General features: G+C 68.6%; 14 protein-coding genes. All 14 read left to right on the top strand.

Annotated elements, in window-relative coordinates:
- The first annotated feature begins 86 nt into the window (after positions 1 to 86).
- The 14 genes from B0A89_RS07665 to lptB all read left to right on the top strand — a co-directional run bounded on the left by B0A89_RS07665 (position 87) and on the right by lptB (position 15,946).
- Entirely contained in the window at positions 87 to 1,664 is a 1,578-nt protein-coding gene (locus tag B0A89_RS07665) for an NAD(P)-dependent oxidoreductase (RefSeq protein ID WP_085377639.1), read from the top strand.
- Positions 1,665 to 1,702: 38 nt separating this feature from the next.
- Positions 1,703 to 2,425: a hypothetical protein gene (locus B0A89_RS07670; protein WP_240558448.1), complete on the top strand. Its 723-nt coding sequence runs from the start codon at positions 1,703 to 1,705 to the stop codon at positions 2,423 to 2,425.
- A complete protein-coding gene (locus B0A89_RS07675; RefSeq protein ID WP_476704024.1) occupies positions 2,425 to 2,847 on the top strand; it encodes a GFA family protein in 423 nt (140 codons plus the stop codon). Before B0A89_RS07670 ends, B0A89_RS07675 begins: the two co-directional genes overlap by 1 nt.
- A complete protein-coding gene (gene gltB, locus B0A89_RS07680) occupies positions 2,844 to 7,388 on the top strand; it encodes a glutamate synthase large subunit (protein ID WP_085377641.1) in 4,545 nt (1,514 codons plus the stop codon). Before B0A89_RS07675 ends, gltB begins: the two co-directional genes overlap by 4 nt.
- A 94-nt stretch (positions 7,389 to 7,482) precedes the next feature.
- A complete protein-coding gene (locus B0A89_RS07685; protein WP_085377642.1) occupies positions 7,483 to 8,535 on the top strand; it encodes an AI-2E family transporter in 1,053 nt (350 codons plus the stop codon).
- 90 nt (positions 8,536 to 8,625) lie between these two features.
- Positions 8,626 to 9,549 (top strand): SDR family oxidoreductase, encoded by a 924-nt coding sequence (locus B0A89_RS07690; RefSeq protein WP_085377643.1) that lies wholly within the window; start codon positions 8,626 to 8,628, stop codon positions 9,547 to 9,549.
- Positions 9,550 to 9,657: 108 nt separating this feature from the next.
- The gene (locus B0A89_RS07695; RefSeq protein WP_085377644.1) at positions 9,658 to 11,073 is read left to right on the top strand and encodes a cytochrome ubiquinol oxidase subunit I; all 1,416 of its coding nucleotides are present in this window, start codon (positions 9,658 to 9,660) and stop codon (positions 11,071 to 11,073) included.
- Positions 11,073 to 12,092: a cytochrome d ubiquinol oxidase subunit II gene (gene cydB / locus B0A89_RS07700; RefSeq protein ID WP_276207411.1), complete on the top strand. Its 1,020-nt coding sequence runs from the start codon at positions 11,073 to 11,075 to the stop codon at positions 12,090 to 12,092. The genes B0A89_RS07695 and cydB overlap by 1 nt, the downstream gene beginning before the upstream one ends.
- Positions 12,089 to 12,184: a DUF2474 domain-containing protein gene (locus B0A89_RS14620; RefSeq protein WP_157115285.1), complete on the top strand. Its 96-nt coding sequence runs from the start codon at positions 12,089 to 12,091 to the stop codon at positions 12,182 to 12,184. Before cydB ends, B0A89_RS14620 begins: the two co-directional genes overlap by 4 nt.
- 307 nt (positions 12,185 to 12,491) lie before the next feature.
- Entirely contained in the window at positions 12,492 to 13,106 is a 615-nt protein-coding gene (locus B0A89_RS07705) for a ribonuclease D (RefSeq protein WP_085377645.1), read from the top strand.
- Between the two features lie 9 nt (positions 13,107 to 13,115).
- Complete coding sequence (locus tag B0A89_RS07710; protein ID WP_085377646.1) at positions 13,116 to 14,075, top strand: KpsF/GutQ family sugar-phosphate isomerase; 960 nt, start codon at positions 13,116 to 13,118, stop codon at positions 14,073 to 14,075.
- Position 14,076: 1 nt separating this feature from the next.
- Complete coding sequence (locus B0A89_RS07715; RefSeq protein ID WP_085377647.1) at positions 14,077 to 14,691, top strand: hypothetical protein; 615 nt, start codon at positions 14,077 to 14,079, stop codon at positions 14,689 to 14,691.
- Entirely contained in the window at positions 14,691 to 15,173 is a 483-nt protein-coding gene (gene lptA / locus B0A89_RS07720; RefSeq protein ID WP_085378824.1) for a lipopolysaccharide transport periplasmic protein LptA, read from the top strand. The genes B0A89_RS07715 and lptA overlap by 1 nt, the downstream gene beginning before the upstream one ends.
- Positions 15,173 to 15,946: an LPS export ABC transporter ATP-binding protein gene (gene lptB, locus B0A89_RS07725; protein ID WP_085377648.1), complete on the top strand. Its 774-nt coding sequence runs from the start codon at positions 15,173 to 15,175 to the stop codon at positions 15,944 to 15,946. Before lptA ends, lptB begins: the two co-directional genes overlap by 1 nt.
- Positions 15,947 to 15,960: the final 14 nt, after the last annotated feature.

Below are 15,960 nucleotides of genomic sequence, written 5' to 3' on the forward strand. Positions count from 1 at the left end.
AAACGCATATAGGTCAAGAATGCTGACTTTTTGATTGTTCTTGCCTGCTTTACAGCGGGTTCAGGATGATTCGAGGGGCGCAGCCGATGGCCACGCAGAAGATGCTCAGGTTCGTGACGGTGCCGCGGCTGATGCCGGAAAAGCGCGGGGCCGACGAGCGCCGGGCCGATTTTCACGAAATCTACCGCGAATTCGCCGATGCCAAGGCGCAGGAACAGGCCGCCCGCTGCAGCCAGTGCGGCGTGCCCTATTGCCAGAGCCACTGCCCCCTGCACAACAACATCCCCGACTGGCTGCGCCTGACCGCCGAGGGGCGCACGCAGGAGGCCTATCTGCGCGCGCAGGAAACCAACAGCTTTCCGGAAATCTGCGGCCGCATCTGCCCCCAGGACCGCCTGTGCGAGGGGAACTGCGTCATCGAGCAGTCCGGCCACGGCACCGTGACCATCGGCGCGATCGAGAAATACGTCACCGACACCGCCTGGGAGGAGGGCTGGATCGAGCCGATCCGCCCCGCGGCCGAGCGCGCCGAAAGCGTCGGGATCATCGGCGCCGGCCCCGGCGGGCTGGCGGCTGCCGACCGGCTGCGGCGCATGGGGTTCCAGGTCACGGTCTATGACCGCCATGACCGGGCGGGCGGGCTGATGATCTATGGCATCCCCGGCTTCAAGCTGGAAAAGCACGTCGTCGAAAGGCGCAGCCGCCTGCTGGCCGATGGCGGGGTCGAATTCGTGCTGGGCGCGGATGTGGGCGGCACGATCAGCTTTGACGCGATCCGCGGCAAGCATGATGCGGTGCTGATCGCCACCGGCGTCTACAAGACGCGCGATCTGGATATCGACAACGCCCCCGCGCGCGGCGTGGTGCGGGCGCTGGATTACCTGACCGCGGCGAACCGCATCGACCTTGGCGATGATGTCCCCGATTTCACCGATGGCGAGTTGAACGCCGCCGGCAAGCGCGTCGTCGTGATCGGCGGCGGCGACACGGCGATGGATTGCGTGCGCACGGCCATCCGGCAGGGGGCGCAGTCGGTCAAGTGCCTTTACCGCCGCGACCGCGCCAACATGCCCGGCAGCCAGCGCGAGGTGCAGAACGCCGAGGAAGAGGGTGTTGAGTTCGTCTGGCTGGCCGCGCCCAACGCCTTTGCAGGCCATGTCGTGGGCGAAGCCGCCGGCGCCGACGAGGGCGATGCCGCCAATGCGGGCGGCGACGTGGATGGCGACGGGGTGGGCGACAACCCCGACCTGGCGCCTGCGGCGATCGGCACGGAAACCCGCCGCTCGACCGGGCCGGTGGAAAGCCGCGTTGCCGGGCTGCGCGTCACGCGGATGCGGCTGGGCGCGCCCGATGTTTCGGGCCGCCAGTCGCCCGAGGCGATCGAGGGCGCCGATTACGATGAGGCGGCCGATCTGGTCATCAAGGCGCTGGGCTTTGAGCCCGAGGACCTGCCGCGGCTTTGGGATCAGCCGGGGCTTGAGGTGACGCGCTGGGGCACCATCCGCGCCGGCCGCGATCACGCGACCAGCCTGCCCGGCGTCTGGGCCGTGGGCGACATCGTGCGGGGCGCGAGCCTTGTCGTCTGGGCCATCCGCGACGGGCGCGAGGCCGCCGATGCCATCGCCGCCGAACTGTCCGGGGCGGTGCGGGTGGCGGCCGAGTGATGTTCATGCCGTGTTCATGCACGGTTCATGCAGGGTTCATGCAAACGTCATGGGCCTGGGCCGATGCTGCGCTGCGGCGCATGGGGCAGCTTTGCTGCCTTGTCTGCGCCGGCCAGGCGGCGGCGGGACAGTTCACCCCGCCGCAGGGCTGCACGCTGACCATGACCGTGCAGCAGCGGTCCTGCACCGTGGCCCAGCATTACACCTGCGCGGCGGACGCGCCGGGCGACCAGTGGGTGGCGTATTTCACCCCGCAGGGCCTGGTTCATCTGGCCCGGATCGACGCCGAGACGCGCTGGATGGAATCGACCGATGTCGTGGCCGGCATCACCGACCGGCTGGAGCCGCAGGCCAGGGATCACGCCAGCCTGCGCACCCTGCTGGCCGCAGGGCGGGACGATTTCGATTTCTGGACCATTTCGGATGACGGAGAGCGTCTGAACCATGTCGGGCGCGACGAGCTGACCGGCACCGCCGTGATCGACGGGATGACGCTGGACACGACCCGTTTCGGCCTGATGACCTATGCCGAGAACGGCACATTGCTGATCGCGCGCAGCGGCAGCCAGTATGTCAGCCGCGAAACCGGCCGCTTCTATGGCGGGGTGGAAACTGCCACCGATTGGCAGGGCGAAACGGAAACGACCGATGACACGCCGGTCCGCTTCATCCGCCCCGGCCAGCCGGGCTTTGCCTCGACGGTGCCGGACTATGGCTGCAACGCCCAGATGGTGGGCGATCCGTCAGGGGGCAGGGCATGATGACGGGGCATTGCCTGTGCGGTGCGGTCAGGATCACTGTCGCGCGCCATCATGGATCAACCGCGGCCTGTCATTGCCGGATGTGCCAGCGGTGGTCGGGGTCGCTGTTTCTCAGCCTCGTCGCACCGGCGGATGCGGTGCAGGTGACCGGCGCGGTCGCCACCTATCCCTCGACGGCCTTTGCCGAGCGCGCCTTCTGCCCGCGCTGCGGATCGCATCTGTGGCTGCGGCAGACGGATGAGCAGAATGCCGATTACGAGCTGATGCCGGGCCTGTTCGACGCCGCCCGCGACATCCCGCTGACCAGCGAGATCTATACCGACCGCGCCCTGCCCGGCCTTGCGCTGGCGGGCGATCATCGGCGCAAGACCCGCGCCGAATACGAGGCTGACCACCCCCATCTGGAAGGAGACATGGAATGACGTTCGCCCCCGACTGGATGGAAGCCGAGGAAACCCGCCGCGCCTGGATGGCCGAAAACAGCCTGTATCGGGCCGAGGATGAACATGCCTCCTGCGGGGTGGGCCTTGTCGTGAACATCGACGGCAGGCCCTCGCGCAAGGTCGTCACGAACGGCATCAACGCGCTGAAGGCCGTCTGGCACCGCGGCGCGGTTGATGCGGATGGCAAGACGGGCGACGGGGCGGGCATCCATGTCCAGATCCCGGTGCCCTTCTTCTATGACCAGGTGCGCCGCACGGGGCACGAGCCGGACCCGGACAAGCTGATCGCGGTGGGGCAGGTGTTCTTGCCGCGGACCGATTTCGGCGCACAGGAACGCTGCCGCACCATCGTCGAATCCGAGGTGCTGCGGATGGGCCATTACATCTATGGCTGGCGGCATGTTCCGGTGAACACCGCCGTCCTGGGCGACAAGGCCAATGCGACGCGCCCCGAGATCGAGCAGATCCTGATCCGCTGCGAAAAGGAGATCGACGAGGAAGCGTTCGAGCGCGAGCTGTATATCATCCGCCGCCGGATCGAGCGCGCCGCCATCGCCGCGCAGACGCCGGGGATGTATATCTGCACGCTGTCCTGCCGGTCGATCATCTACAAGGGGATGATGCTGGCCGAACAGGTCGCGGTCTTTTACCCCGACCTGATGGACGAACGCTTTGAAAGCGCCTTTGCCATCTATCACCAGCGTTATTCCACCAACACCTTTCCGCAATGGTGGCTGGCCCAGCCCTTCCGCATGCTGGCCCATAACGGCGAGATCAACACGCTGAAGGGCAATCTCGGCTGGCTGAAAAGCCACGAGATCCGCATGGCGTCCGCGACCTTCGGCGACATGGCCGAGGACATCAAGCCGATCGTGCCGGGCGGGTCGTCCGACAGCGCGGCGCTGGACGCGGTGTTCGAGGTGATGGTGCGCTCGGGCCGCTCGGCCCCGATGGTCAAGACGATCATGGTTCCCGAGGCCTGGTCGAAGGCCACGACCGACATGCCCAAGGCCTGGGCGGACATGTATGCCTATTGCAATTCGATCATGGAGCCCTGGGACGGGCCGGCCGCGTTGGCCATGACCGACGGGCGCTGGGTCTGCGGCGGGCTGGACCGCAACGGCCTGCGCCCGATGCGCTATGTCGTGACGGCGGATGGCATGCTGATCGCGGGGTCCGAGGTGGGCATGGTGCCGGTGGACGAATCGGCGGTGCGGGAAAAGGGCGCGCTGGGCCCGGGCCAGATGATCGCCGTCGACATGGTCGAGGGGCGGCTTTACCACGACACCGAGCTCAAGGACCGGCTGGCCGCCTCGCAGCCCTTTGCCGACTGGGTGGAAAAGGTCGTCCAGCCCGGCAGGATGCTGGCCGACCTGCCCGAGCCGGTGACCTATACGGGCGAGGATCTGCGCCGCCGCCAGATCGCGGCGGGCTACACGCTCGAGGAAATCGAGGGGGTGCTGTCCCCCATGGCCGAGGACGGCAAGGAGGCGCTGGCCTCCATGGGCGATGACACGCCGCCCGCGGTGCTGTCGGGCCAGTATCGCCCGCTGAGCCATTTCTTCCGCCAGAACTTCAGCCAGGTGACGAACCCGCCCATCGATTCCCTGCGCGAAACGCGGGTGATGAGCCTCAAGACCCGGTTCGGCAACCTCAAGAACGTGCTGGACGAAAGCTCGCGCCACACGGAAATCACGCTGCTGGAAACGCCATTCCTGGCCAATGGCGAGCTGGCGGCGGTCATCGCCATGTTCGGCGATGCGGTGACGAGCATCGACTGCACCTTTGCCGATGGCGCCGGCCCCGAGGCGATGGCCGAGGCGCTGGCCCGCATCCGGGCCGAGGCCGAGGACGCGGTGCGGTCGGGCGCGGGCCAGATCGTGCTGACCGACGAGCACCAGGACGGGGGCCGCATCGGCCTGCCGATGATCCTGGCGACCAGCGCGGTTCATTCGTGGCTGACGCGCAAGGGGCTGCGGACCTTCTGTTCGCTGAACGTGCGGTCGGCCGAATGCATCGACCCGCATTATTTCGCGGTGCTGATCGGCTGCGGCGCGACCACGGTGAACCCCTATCTGGCGCAGGACACCATCGCCGACCGGATCGAACGGGGCCTGCTGCCGGGCACGCTGATCGAGAACATGCGCCGCTATCGCGATGCGATCGACCAGGGCCTGCTCAAGATCATGGCCAAGATGGGGATCTCGGTCCTGTCGTCCTATCGCGGGGGCCTCAACTTCGAGGCGGTGGGCCTGTCCCGCGCCATGGTCGCCGAATATTTCCCCGGCATGCAGAGCCGCATCAGCGGCATCGGCCTGCACGGGTTGCAGCAAAAGCTCGAGGATATCCACCACAAGGGCTGGCACGCCCCGGCAGGCGATCTGCTGCCGGTCGGCGGCTTTTACAAGGCGCGGCGGACGGGCGAGAAACATGCCTGGGAAGCCAGCACCATGCGCCTTCTGCAACTGGCCTGCGAAAGGGCCAGCTATGAGGTGTGGAAGCAGTTTTCGGCGCAGATGCGGGCCAACCCGCCGATCCACCTGCGCGACCTGCTGGACATCAAGCCGCTGGGCAAGCCCGTGCCGATCGACGAGGTGGAAAGCATCACCTCGATCCGCAAGCGGTTCGTGACGCCGGGCATGTCCCTGGGCGCGCTGTCGCCCGAGGCGCACATGACGCTGAACATCGCCATGAACCGCATCGGCGCGAAATCCGACAGCGGCGAGGGCGGCGAGGACCCGGCGCACAGCCACCCGCTGCCCAACGGCGACAACCCCTGCGCCAAGATCAAGCAGGTCGCTTCGGGGCGGTTCGGCGTCACGGCGGAATACCTGAACGCCTGCGAGGAGCTTGAGATCAAGGTCGCGCAGGGGGCCAAGCCCGGCGAGGGCGGGCAGTTGCCGGGGATGAAGGTCACGGCGCTGATCGCGCGGCTGCGCCATTCGACGCAGGGCGTGACGCTGATCTCGCCCCCGCCGCACCACGACATCTATTCGATCGAGGATCTGGCGCAGCTGATCTATGACCTGAAGCAGATCAACCCGCGCGCCAGGATCACGGTCAAGCTGGTGGCGGGGTCTGGCGTCGGGACCATCGCGGCGGGCGTGGCCAAGGCGAAAGCCGACATCATCCTGATCAGCGGCCACAATGGCGGGACCGGCGCCTCGCCCGCCACGTCGATCAAGTTCGCCGGCCTGCCGTGGGAAATGGGCCTGACCGAGGCGCATCAGGTGCTGGCGATGAACCGCCTGCGCGACCGGGTGACGCTGCGCACGGACGGCGGGCTGCGCACCGGGCGCGACGTGGTCATGGCGGCGATGATGGGGGCCGAGGAATACGGCATCGGCACCGCCGCGCTGATCGCCATGGGCTGCATCATGGTGCGCCAGTGCCAGTCGAACACCTGCCCGGTGGGGGTCTGCACGCAGGACGAACGCCTGCGCGCGATGTTCACCGGATCGGCGGACAAGGTGGTGAACCTGATCACCTTCTACGCGCAGGAGGTGCGCGAGATCCTCGCATCCATCGGCGCGCGCAGCCTTGACGAGGTGATCGGGCGGGCGGACCTGCTGACGCAGGTCAGCCGCGGGTCGGCCTTCCTGGACGATCTGGACCTGAACCCGCTGCTGATCACCGTCGATGGGTCTGACAAGATCGTCTATGACCGGTCCAAGCCGCGCAACGCGGTGATGGACACGCTGGACGCCGAGATCGTGCGCGATGCGGAACGCTTTTTCGCCGCGGGCGAGAAGATGCAGCTGAACTATGCGGTGCGCAACACCCAGCGCACGGTGGGCACGCGCACATCCTCGCTGATCGTGCAGAAGTTCGGGATGCGCAACAACCTGCAGCCCGATCACCTGACGATCCGCCTGACCGGCAGCGCCGGGCAGAGCCTTGGCGCCTTTGCCGCGCCGGGGCTGAAGATCGAGGTGTCGGGCGATGCCAACGACTATGTCGGCAAGGGCCTGTCGGGCGGGATCATCGTGGTCAAGCCGGCGATGGACAGCCCGCTGGTGGCGGCCGACAACGTCATCATCGGCAATACCGTGCTGTATGGGGCGACGGGCGGGTTCCTGTTCGCCGCCGGTCGGGCGGGCGAACGGTTCGCGGTGCGCAACAGCGGGGCGCAGGTCGTGATCGAGGGCTGCGGCACCAATGGCTGCGAATACATGACCGGCGGCATCGCCGTGATCCTGGGCCGGATCGGCGCCAATTTCGGTGCCGGCATGACGGGGGGCATGGCCTATCTGTATGATCCCGAGGGCCTGGCAGGGCGCTATGTCAATGCCGAAACGCTGGTCAGCTGCCCCGTCACCGTCCCGCATTGGGAGGGCGAGCTGCGCGGCCTGATCGAGCGTCACGCCGCCGAAACCGGCAGCCGCCGCGCGCAGGACATCCTGGCCGGCTGGGACCGCGAGCGGGCCAGCTTCGTCCAGCTTTGCCCGCGCGAGATGCTGCCGCATCTGAGGCATCCGCTGGCCGAGACGGGCGATCTGGCGGCAGTGCCGGCCGAGTGAGGGGCAGGGGGGTGCCCCCCTTGCCGCCGCCCGGTTGCATGGCCGGGCGCGGGCGCGGTAGTGAAGACCCCGTGGTCCTGCCCGCGAGGTGCCCATGCTGATCATGTTCCGCCCTTGGGTGCTGTGGAGCCTGCTGGGCCTGTTCGTCCTGTGGCTGGTCGTCGCGCAGGCGGGCGGCGTGCTGACGCCCTTTGTGCTGGGCCTTGCGATCGCCTATTTCCTGGACCCGCTGGCCGACCGGCTGGAACGGCTGGGTTTTTCCCGCGGCTGGGCGACGGCGGTGATCGCGCTGGGCTTTGTCGCGGCGATGGTCGCGGGGGCGCTGTGGCTGCTGCCGACGCTGCTGGGGCAGGCGCGTCAGGCGATCGAGGCGATGCCCGGCGCGCTGCGCAGCGGCTTTCGCTTTCTGACCGAGCGTTTTCCCGAGGCGATGGAACAAGGCACGGTGGTCCAGCGCTTTGTCACCGATGTGGTGGAACGGCTGCGCCTGACCGCGTTGCAGATGCTGGGCGGCACGCTCAACACCGTGGTCAATGCCGTCACGACCGGGCTGATCGTCGTGGCGACCTTCACCATCAGCGTCTATCTGCTGTATGACTGGGACCGCCTGGTGGCCGGCATCAACCGCCGCCTGCCGCCCGGCCATGCGCCGCTGATCCGGCGTCTGGCGCGCGACATCGACGATGTCCTGACCCGCTTTGTCCGGGGGCAACTGATCGTGGGGGCGATCCTGGCGACCTTCTATTCGGTCGCGCTGATGGGGGTCGGGCTGAACTATGCGCTGCTGATCGCCATGGCGGCGGGGGTGCTGAACTTCATCCCCTATCTCGGCTCGACCTCGGGCTTCGTGATCGCCACGGGGGTGGCGGTGGTCCAGTTCTGGGGCGACTGGTGGAAGATCGCGCTGGTCGCGGCGATCTTCGTCTTCGGGCAGGTGGCCGAGGGCAATGTCATCACGCCGCGCATCGTCGGCGATTCGGTCAAGCTGCATCCGGTCACGCTGATGCTGGCGCTGGCGCTGGGCGGGGTGCTGTTCGGCTTTCCGGGGCTGCTGCTGGCGGTGCCCACGGCGGCGGCGCTGGGGGTGATCGGGCGGCATTATGACGCCGAATGGCTGGCCCATATCGCCCGCCCGCCCCGGCCCTGACATGAGCTGACCATTTTGGCCGGCGGCAGGGAACATCGGCCTGCCCCGCCCGTTGACTGCCCGAACGTCGAAGATAAAGGAAGCCCGCCGATGTCCGAGGACAAGACCGATCCCGTTGCCATGCCCCATCGCGCGGGCGCGATCGACGGCCCGCATATCCCGCTCAACCCCTATTCCGACGACCAGCAGCCCTGGCCGGGCCTGTGCGAACGGATGGACCCCCAGCCCGATCACGGCGAGACAAGCTACAAGGGCACCGGCCGCCTGGCCGGCAAGCGCGCCCTGATCACCGGGGGCGACAGCGGCATCGGCCGCGCCGCCGCCATCGCCTTTGCGCGCGAGGGGGCGGATGTGGCGATCTGCTATCACCCCGACGAGCAATCCGACGCGCAGAGCGTCATCAAGCTGATCGAGGCCGAGGGTCGCAAGGCGCTGGCCCTGCCCGCCGACCTGCGCGAGGAGGCCGCCGCCCGCAAGGTGGTGGACGATGCCGTCAAGGGCCTTGGCGGGCTTGAGGTGCTGGTGCTGAACGCCGGCCGGCAGCAAAGCCAGGAATCGATCGCCGACATCACCTCGGACGCGTTCGACGCGACCATCAAGACCAATATCTATGCCCCGTTCTGGATGGCCCAGCAGGCGCTGCCCTCGTTGAAGAAGGGCGCCTCGATCATCATCACCTCGTCCGTGCAGGCATTCTCGCCCTCGGCCCATCTGTTCGATTATGCCCAGACCAAGGCGGCCAACCGGGCATTCGCGCAGGCGCTGGCCAAGCAGCTGGCGCCCAAGGGCATCCGCGTGAACGCCGTGGCGCCGGGGCCGTTCTGGACCGCGCTGCAGGTGTCGGGCGGCCAGCCCAAGGACAAGCTGCCCGAATTCGGGTCCGACAGCCCGATGGGCCGCGCCGGCCAGCCGGTCGAGATCGCGCCGATCTATGTGCTGCTGGCATCGGACGAGGCCAGCTATATCACCGGCGAGGTCTATGCCGCAACCGGCGGCAGCGGCACCGGGGGCTGACCCTGGCGGGGCCCGCGGGGGCTGACTTTTGCCCCCGCCTTGGCGATAAGGCATGGGCCTTGCCGAATCACGGCAAGGCCCTATCCATGTCGGGCAGGGCCGAACGCGATGCTGGACCATCTGGATGCAGTGCTGCTGGCGCGGGCGCAGTTCGCCTTCACCATGTCGTTTCACATCGTGTTTCCCGCCTTTACCATCGGGCTTGCCAGCTATCTGGCCGTGCTTGAGGTTCTGTGGCTGTCCACGGGGCGCGAGGTCTATCACAACCTGCTGAAATACTGGATGCGCGTCTTTGCCGTGGCCTTCGGCATGGGCGTCGTGTCGGGCATCGTCATGTCCTATCAGTTCGGCACCAACTGGTCGGTGTTTTCCGAACGCGCCGGCCCGGTGATCGGCCCGCTGATGGCCTATGAGGTGATGTCGGCCTTTTTCCTCGAGGCGGGCTTTCTGGGCGTCATGCTGTTCGGCACCGACCGGGTGGGCAAGGGCCTGCACGCCTTTGCCACGCTGGCGGTGGCGGTGGGCACGCTGATTTCCGCGTTCTGGATCCTGGCGGTGAACAGCTGGATGCAGACGCCGCAGGGCCATGTCGTGGACGAGAGCGGGCGCCTGTTGCCCGGCGACTGGTGGGCCGTGATCTTCAACCCCTCGCTGCCCTACCGGCTGGTCCACATGGTGCTGGCCGCCTATCTGACCACGGCGCTGGTGGTGGGCGCGGCCGGCGCATGGCAGATGCTGCGCGGGCGCGCGACGGCCGAAACGCGGACCATGTTCAGCATGGCGATGTGGATGGTGCTGCTGGTCGCGCCGGCCCAGATCCTGGCGGGCGATCAGCACGGGCTGAACACGCTGGAGCACCAGCCCGTCAAGATCATGGCGATCGAGGGGCATTTTGAGAGCCACCCCGACGGGGCGCCGCTGAACCTGTTCGGGGTGCCGAACATGCAAACCGGCCGGCTGGACCATGCGATCAGCGTGCCAAGGCTGGGATCGCTGGTCCTGACGCACCGCCTGAACACCCCGATGGCGGGGCTGGATACCGTGCCGCGCGATCAGTGGCCGCCCGTGCCGGTGACGTTCTGGGCCTTTCGCGTGATGGTCGGGATGGGCCTTGCGATGCTGGCGCTGGGCCTGTGGTCGGGCCTCGCGCGCTGGCGCGGCCGGCTTTACGATCAGCGCTGGCTGCACCGCGCGGCGCTGGCAATGGGTCCGGCTGGTTTCATCGCCGTGCTGGCGGGCTGGATCACGACCGAAACCGGCCGCCAGCCCTGGACGGTCTATGGCCTGCTGCGCACCGCCGACAGCGTCTCGCCCGTCGCGGCCCCGGCCGTGGGCGCATCGCTGCTGGCCTTTGTCGCCGTCTATGGCATCGTCTTTTTGGCCGGAACGGCGATCATGCTGCGGATGATGGCGCGCCCGCCCATGCCCGATGAACACGGCCCCGTCCGCGGCCAGCCCCAGCACGCGGCCGGCATCACCCCCGGCGGGGCGAGCGCCGCCACATCCGGACCAAGGGTGCGCTGATGAACGGACTGGGCATCGACCTTGACGTATCGACCGTCCTGGCGGGGGTGCTGGTGCTGGCCATCTTCCTTTATGTCGTGATGGACGGCTTTGACCTGGGCATGGCGATGCTGTTCCCCGTCATGCACGAGGATGACCGCGACGTGATGGTGGACACCGTCGCCCCCGTCTGGGACGGGAACGAGACATGGCTGGTGCTGGGCGGGGGCGGGCTGCTGGCCGGGTTTCCGGCCGCCTATGCGATCCTGATGCCCGCCCTTTACGTGCCGATCATCGCCATGCTGCTGGGGCTGGTCTTCCGCGGCGTCGCGTTCGAGTTCCGCGCCCGCCACGAGGGGCGCAAGCACTGGTGGGATGCGGGGTTCTGGTTCGGCTCGAGCGTGGCGGCGCTGATGCAGGGGGTGGCGCTGGGCGCGGTGCTGCAAGGGGTGCGCGTGCGGGACGGGGCCTATGCGGGCGGCTGGTTCGACTGGCTGACGCCCTTTACGGTGCTGACCGGGATCAGCGTCTGCGCCGCCTATATCCTGCTGGGGGCCTGCTGGCTGATCCTCAAGACCGAAGGGCGCCTGCGGGACGAGGCCTATGCCATCGCCCGCCCGATGGCGCTGGTCGTGCTGGGCGCGATCGCGGCGGTCAGCATCGCCACGCCCTTCCTGCATGGCGATTACTGGCGGCGCTGGTTCACCTGGCCGACGATGGGGGTCGCAGCAGTGGTGCCGGTGCTGGTGGCGGGGGTCGCGGCCATGCTGCTGCGGATGCTGGCGGCGCGGCGCGACCGCTGGCCCTTCTTTCTGTCGCTGGCGCTGTTCGCGCTGTGCTTTGCGGGGCTGGGGGTGTCGATGTTCCCCTGGATCGTTCCGGGCGCGCTGACCATCCATGACGCCGCCGCCCCTGAAAAGAGCCAGAGCTTTTTCCTTGTCGGCGTGGTGATGCTGATCCCGGTGATCCTTGTCTACACGGCCTATGCCTATTGGGTGTTCCGCGGAAAGGTGTCCGCCGGCACGGGATACCACGGATGATTCGCCGCCTGGCGTGGTTCGCCGCGCTGTATCTGGGCGGGGTGGCCGCGGTCGGCGGGGTGGCCGCGCTGCTGCGCCTGTGGATCGGCTGAAACGGCGCCCTGGCTGCGCCTGCGTCTGGCCATGGCGCCGGCGAGGATGGGGGCAGGGCCGGGGATGGCGGTGCTGGCCCCGGCGGCTGGCGCATGGGGCAGCGGATAATGGCGAAAGGCGCCGATCGCCGCCCTTGAGGGGAGAGCGAGGGCGGGCGGCCGCGGCGGCGCTGCGCATGCCAGCCGCCCCATGCCGCGCGGCGGCGCGGTTGACGCGCCGCGCCGGGGCGGGCAAACCGCCCTGAAGGCCGGCCCCTTGCCCCTGCGGGCTGCGCCGCACCCTGATCCCCGGCAAAGGACGCCCCCCATGACCATCCATCTTCACCAGGGCGATCTGCCGGACGGCCTGTCCCTTGGCCCTGTCGTGGCCATCGACACCGAGACGATGGGTCTTGATCCGCGCCGCGACCGGCTGTGCCTTGTCCAGCTTTCGGCGGGCGACGGGGATGCCCATCTTGTTCAGATCGCGCAGGGCCAGCGCGCGGCGCCCAACCTGACGCGGATGCTGACTGATCCGGCCACGATCAAGCTGTTCCATTTCGGGCGCTTTGACATCGCGGCGCTGGAAAACGCCTTTGGCGTGGTCACGGCCCCGGTCTGGTGCACCAAGATCGCATCCAAGATGGTGCGCACCTTCACCGACCGGCACGGGCTGAAATACCTGCTGCATGATCTGGTGGGCGTTGACATTTCCAAGCAGCAGCAGACCAGCGACTGGGGCGTCGAGGCGCTGAGCGAGGCGCAGATGGACTATGCCGCCTCGGACGTGCTGTATCTGCATGCGCTCAAGGCCGAACTGGAACGCCGCCTGGCGCGCGAGGGGCGCATGGCGCTGGCGCAGGCATGCTTTGATTTCCTGCCGGCGCGCGCCCATCTCGATCTGATGGGATGGGGCGATGACAACGACATCTTCCGCCACTAGGTGCGCGGGATGGAAGATTACCTGTCAACCGCCCGCCGCGTCGTCGGGGTCGAGGCGCAGGGCCTCGGGGCGCTGCTGGCCGCGCTGGACGGCCCCCTCGGCCCTCCGTTCGAGGCGGCCGCCCGGCTGATCCTGGCGGCAAGGGGCCGCGTCGTCGTGTCGGGGATGGGCAAGTCGGGGCATGTCGGCCGCAAGATCGCGGCGACGCTCGCCTCGACCGGCACGCCGGCGCAGTTCGTCCACCCGGCCGAGGCAAGCCATGGCGATCTGGGCATGGTCACGCAGGGCGATGTGGCGCTCGTCATCTCCAACAGCGGCGAGACGCCCGAGATCGCCGACATCATCGCCCATACGCGCCGCTTCGGCATCCCGCTGATCGGGGTGGCGGGGCGCGACGGCTCGACCCTGCTGCGCCAGTCGGATGTGGCGCTGCTGCTGCCGCCGGCGGACGAGGCCTGCGGCAGCGGGATCGTGCCGACGACATCGACGACGATGACGCTGGCGCTGGGCGATGCGCTGGCCGTGGCGCTGATGGAACACCGCCGCTTCACGCCCGAACATTTCCGCACCTTCCACCCCGGCGGCAAGCTGGGCGCGCGGCTGGCGCGGGTGGCCGATCTGATGCATGACGATCTGCCCCTGGTGGCCGAGGATGCGCCGATGGCCGAGGCCCTGCTGACGATTTCCGCCAAGGGCTTTGGCGTGACCGGCGTGATCGCGCCGGACGGGCGGCTGACCGGCATTATCACCGATGGCGACCTGCGGCGCCACATGGACGGGCTTTTGTCTCGCACTGCGGCCGAGGTGATGACCCCCGCGCCCCGCACCATCGCGCCCCAGGCCCTGGCCCAGTCGGCCCTGGCCGAGATGCAGGACCGCAAGATCACCTGCCTTTTCGTCGTCGATCCCGAGGGGCGGCCCGCGGGGCTGATCCATGTCCACGACTTCCTTCGTTCCGGGATGGTCTGAGATGGGCCGCAGGCGCGTCGTCCTGTGGCTGCGTATCATCCTGCCGCTTGCGGCGCTGGCGATCCTGTCAACGCTGTTCCTGCTGTCGCGGCGGGCCGAACCGGATGCGGCGATCCCTTATGTCAGGGACGGCGGCGACGCAGAGGCGCGCGCCCCCGGCATCACCGGGCCGCGTTTTTCGACCGTCACCGCAGACGGGGCGATCGTCACCTTCAGCGCCGGGCGCTTCAACCCCGGGCCGGGGGGCGGGACGGCGGTTCAGCCCGTGCTGGACTGGCGCACGCGCGATGGGCTGCGCACCACGCTCAGCGCCGGCACCGGGCAGCAGGATGGCAGCCATATCGTGCTGGGCGGGGGCGTGGACATGGCGCTGTCCTCGGGCTGGAGCCTGCGCGCCCCCCAGGTCGAGGCCGATACCGCCGCGGGCCGCCTGACCGCGCCCGGCCCGATCGCGGTCACCGCCCCCTTCGGCAGCCTGGATGCGGGCGGCATGGTGCTTGAAACCGATGCCGGCGCAGGACAGGTTCTGGAATTGAACCGGGGCGTGCGTCTGCTATACCGCCCCTCATCCGCCGGGGCCGCCCCCTCATCCGCCCCGCAGACAGAGAGCCGATGATGCTGCGTTCCCTGATCCTTGCCGGTATCGTTGCGCTTTCCTGCGGCGCCGCTGCGGCCCAGACCGTCGCCTTCGGCGGCATCAAGGCCGATACCGGGGCCCCGGTCGAGGTGACGGCCGATACGCTGAAGGTCGATCAGGCCACCGGCCAGGCGACCTTCACCGGCAATGTTCTGATCGGGCAGGGCCCGATGCGGCTGAGCGCGAAAGCCGTCACCGTCCGCTATGGACAGGGCGGCCAGCAGCAGATCGAGGCGTTGACCGCATCGGGCGGGGTCACGCTGGTGAACGGGACGGATGCCGCCGAGGCGTCCGAGGCGGTCTATGACGTGGCGGGGGGCACCATCATCCTGTCGGGCGATGCCATTGTCACGCAGGGCAAGGACGTGCTGGCCGGCGACCGGATCGAGGTCAACCTGCGCAACGGCAGCGCCAGCGTCGCGGGGCGCGTGCGCACGGTGCTGCAGCCCGGCGGGCGCTGATGGCCGCGCCGCGCCCTGCCCCCGCAAGGGGGCTGCGGGTCGAGGGGCTGCGCAAGGCCTATCGCAACCGCCCCGTCATCCGCGACGTGTCCCTTGCGCTGGACCGGGGCGAGGTTGTGGCCCTGCTGGGGCCGAACGGTTCGGGCAAGACGACCTGTTTTTACTGCATCGCCGGGCTGATCCTGCCCGATGCGGGGCGGGTGATGATCGACGGGCAGGATGCATCGGCGCTGCCGATGTATCGGCGCGCCCGCATGGGGATCGGTTATCTGCCCCAGGAAATGTCGATCTTTCGCGGCCTGACGGTGGAGCAGAACATCATGGCCACCCTCGAGGTCGCCTGCCCCGACCCTCACCGCCGCCGCGACCGGCTGGAGGAACTGCTGGGCGATTTCTCGATCGGCCATCTGCGCCGCGCCCCCGCGCTGGCCCTTTCGGGGGGCGAGCGGCGCCGGGTCGAGATCGCGCGCTGCCTTGCCTCGAATCCGGCCTATCTGCTGCTGGACGAGCCGTTTGCGGGTGTCGATCCGATCGCGGTGGGGGAGATCCGCGGGCTGGTCCACCAGCTCAAGTCGCGGGGCATCGGGGTGCTGATCACCGACCACAATGTGCGCGAGACGCTGGGGATCGTGGACCGCGCCTATATCCTGCATGACGGACATGTGCTGCGCGCGGGCAGCGCGGCCGAGATCGTCGCCGATCCGCAGGTGCGCCAGGTCTATCTGGGCGACAGTTTCACGATGGCGGACGCCAGCCCTCCGGGCCGCGATTGACAGCCGGGGCAAGC

It is taken from the genome of Paracoccus contaminans (genome assembly GCF_002105555.1).
Lineage (GTDB): Bacteria > Pseudomonadota > Alphaproteobacteria > Rhodobacterales > Rhodobacteraceae > Paracoccus > Paracoccus contaminans.

What these genes read in the sequence shown, in the direction of transcription:
- B0A89_RS07715 (WP_085377647.1), top strand. Translation starts at nt 14,077, where the DNA reads ATGGGCCGCAGGCGCGTCGTCCTGTGGCTGCGTATCATCCTGCCGCTT.
- B0A89_RS07685 (WP_085377642.1), top strand. Translation starts at nt 7,483, where the DNA reads ATGCTGATCATGTTCCGCCCTTGGGTGCTGTGGAGCCTGCTGGGCCTG.
- B0A89_RS07695 (WP_085377644.1), top strand. Translation starts at nt 9,658, where the DNA reads ATGCTGGACCATCTGGATGCAGTGCTGCTGGCGCGGGCGCAGTTCGCC.
- cydB (WP_276207411.1), top strand. Translation starts at nt 11,073, where the DNA reads ATGAACGGACTGGGCATCGACCTTGACGTATCGACCGTCCTGGCGGGG.
- B0A89_RS07705 (WP_085377645.1), top strand. Translation starts at nt 12,492, where the DNA reads ATGACCATCCATCTTCACCAGGGCGATCTGCCGGACGGCCTGTCCCTT.
- B0A89_RS07670 (WP_240558448.1), top strand. Translation starts at nt 1,703, where the DNA reads ATGCAAACGTCATGGGCCTGGGCCGATGCTGCGCTGCGGCGCATGGGG.
- lptA (WP_085378824.1), top strand. Translation starts at nt 14,691, where the DNA reads ATGCTGCGTTCCCTGATCCTTGCCGGTATCGTTGCGCTTTCCTGCGGC.
- gltB (WP_085377641.1), top strand. Translation starts at nt 2,844, where the DNA reads ATGACGTTCGCCCCCGACTGGATGGAAGCCGAGGAAACCCGCCGCGCC.
- B0A89_RS07675 (WP_476704024.1), top strand. Translation starts at nt 2,425, where the DNA reads ATGACGGGGCATTGCCTGTGCGGTGCGGTCAGGATCACTGTCGCGCGC.
- B0A89_RS07690 (WP_085377643.1), top strand. Translation starts at nt 8,626, where the DNA reads ATGTCCGAGGACAAGACCGATCCCGTTGCCATGCCCCATCGCGCGGGC.
- B0A89_RS07710 (WP_085377646.1), top strand. Translation starts at nt 13,116, where the DNA reads ATGGAAGATTACCTGTCAACCGCCCGCCGCGTCGTCGGGGTCGAGGCG.
- B0A89_RS07665 (WP_085377639.1), top strand. Translation starts at nt 87, where the DNA reads ATGGCCACGCAGAAGATGCTCAGGTTCGTGACGGTGCCGCGGCTGATG.
- lptB (WP_085377648.1), top strand. Translation starts at nt 15,173, where the DNA reads ATGGCCGCGCCGCGCCCTGCCCCCGCAAGGGGGCTGCGGGTCGAGGGG.
- B0A89_RS14620 (WP_157115285.1), top strand. Translation starts at nt 12,089, where the DNA reads ATGATTCGCCGCCTGGCGTGGTTCGCCGCGCTGTATCTGGGCGGGGTG.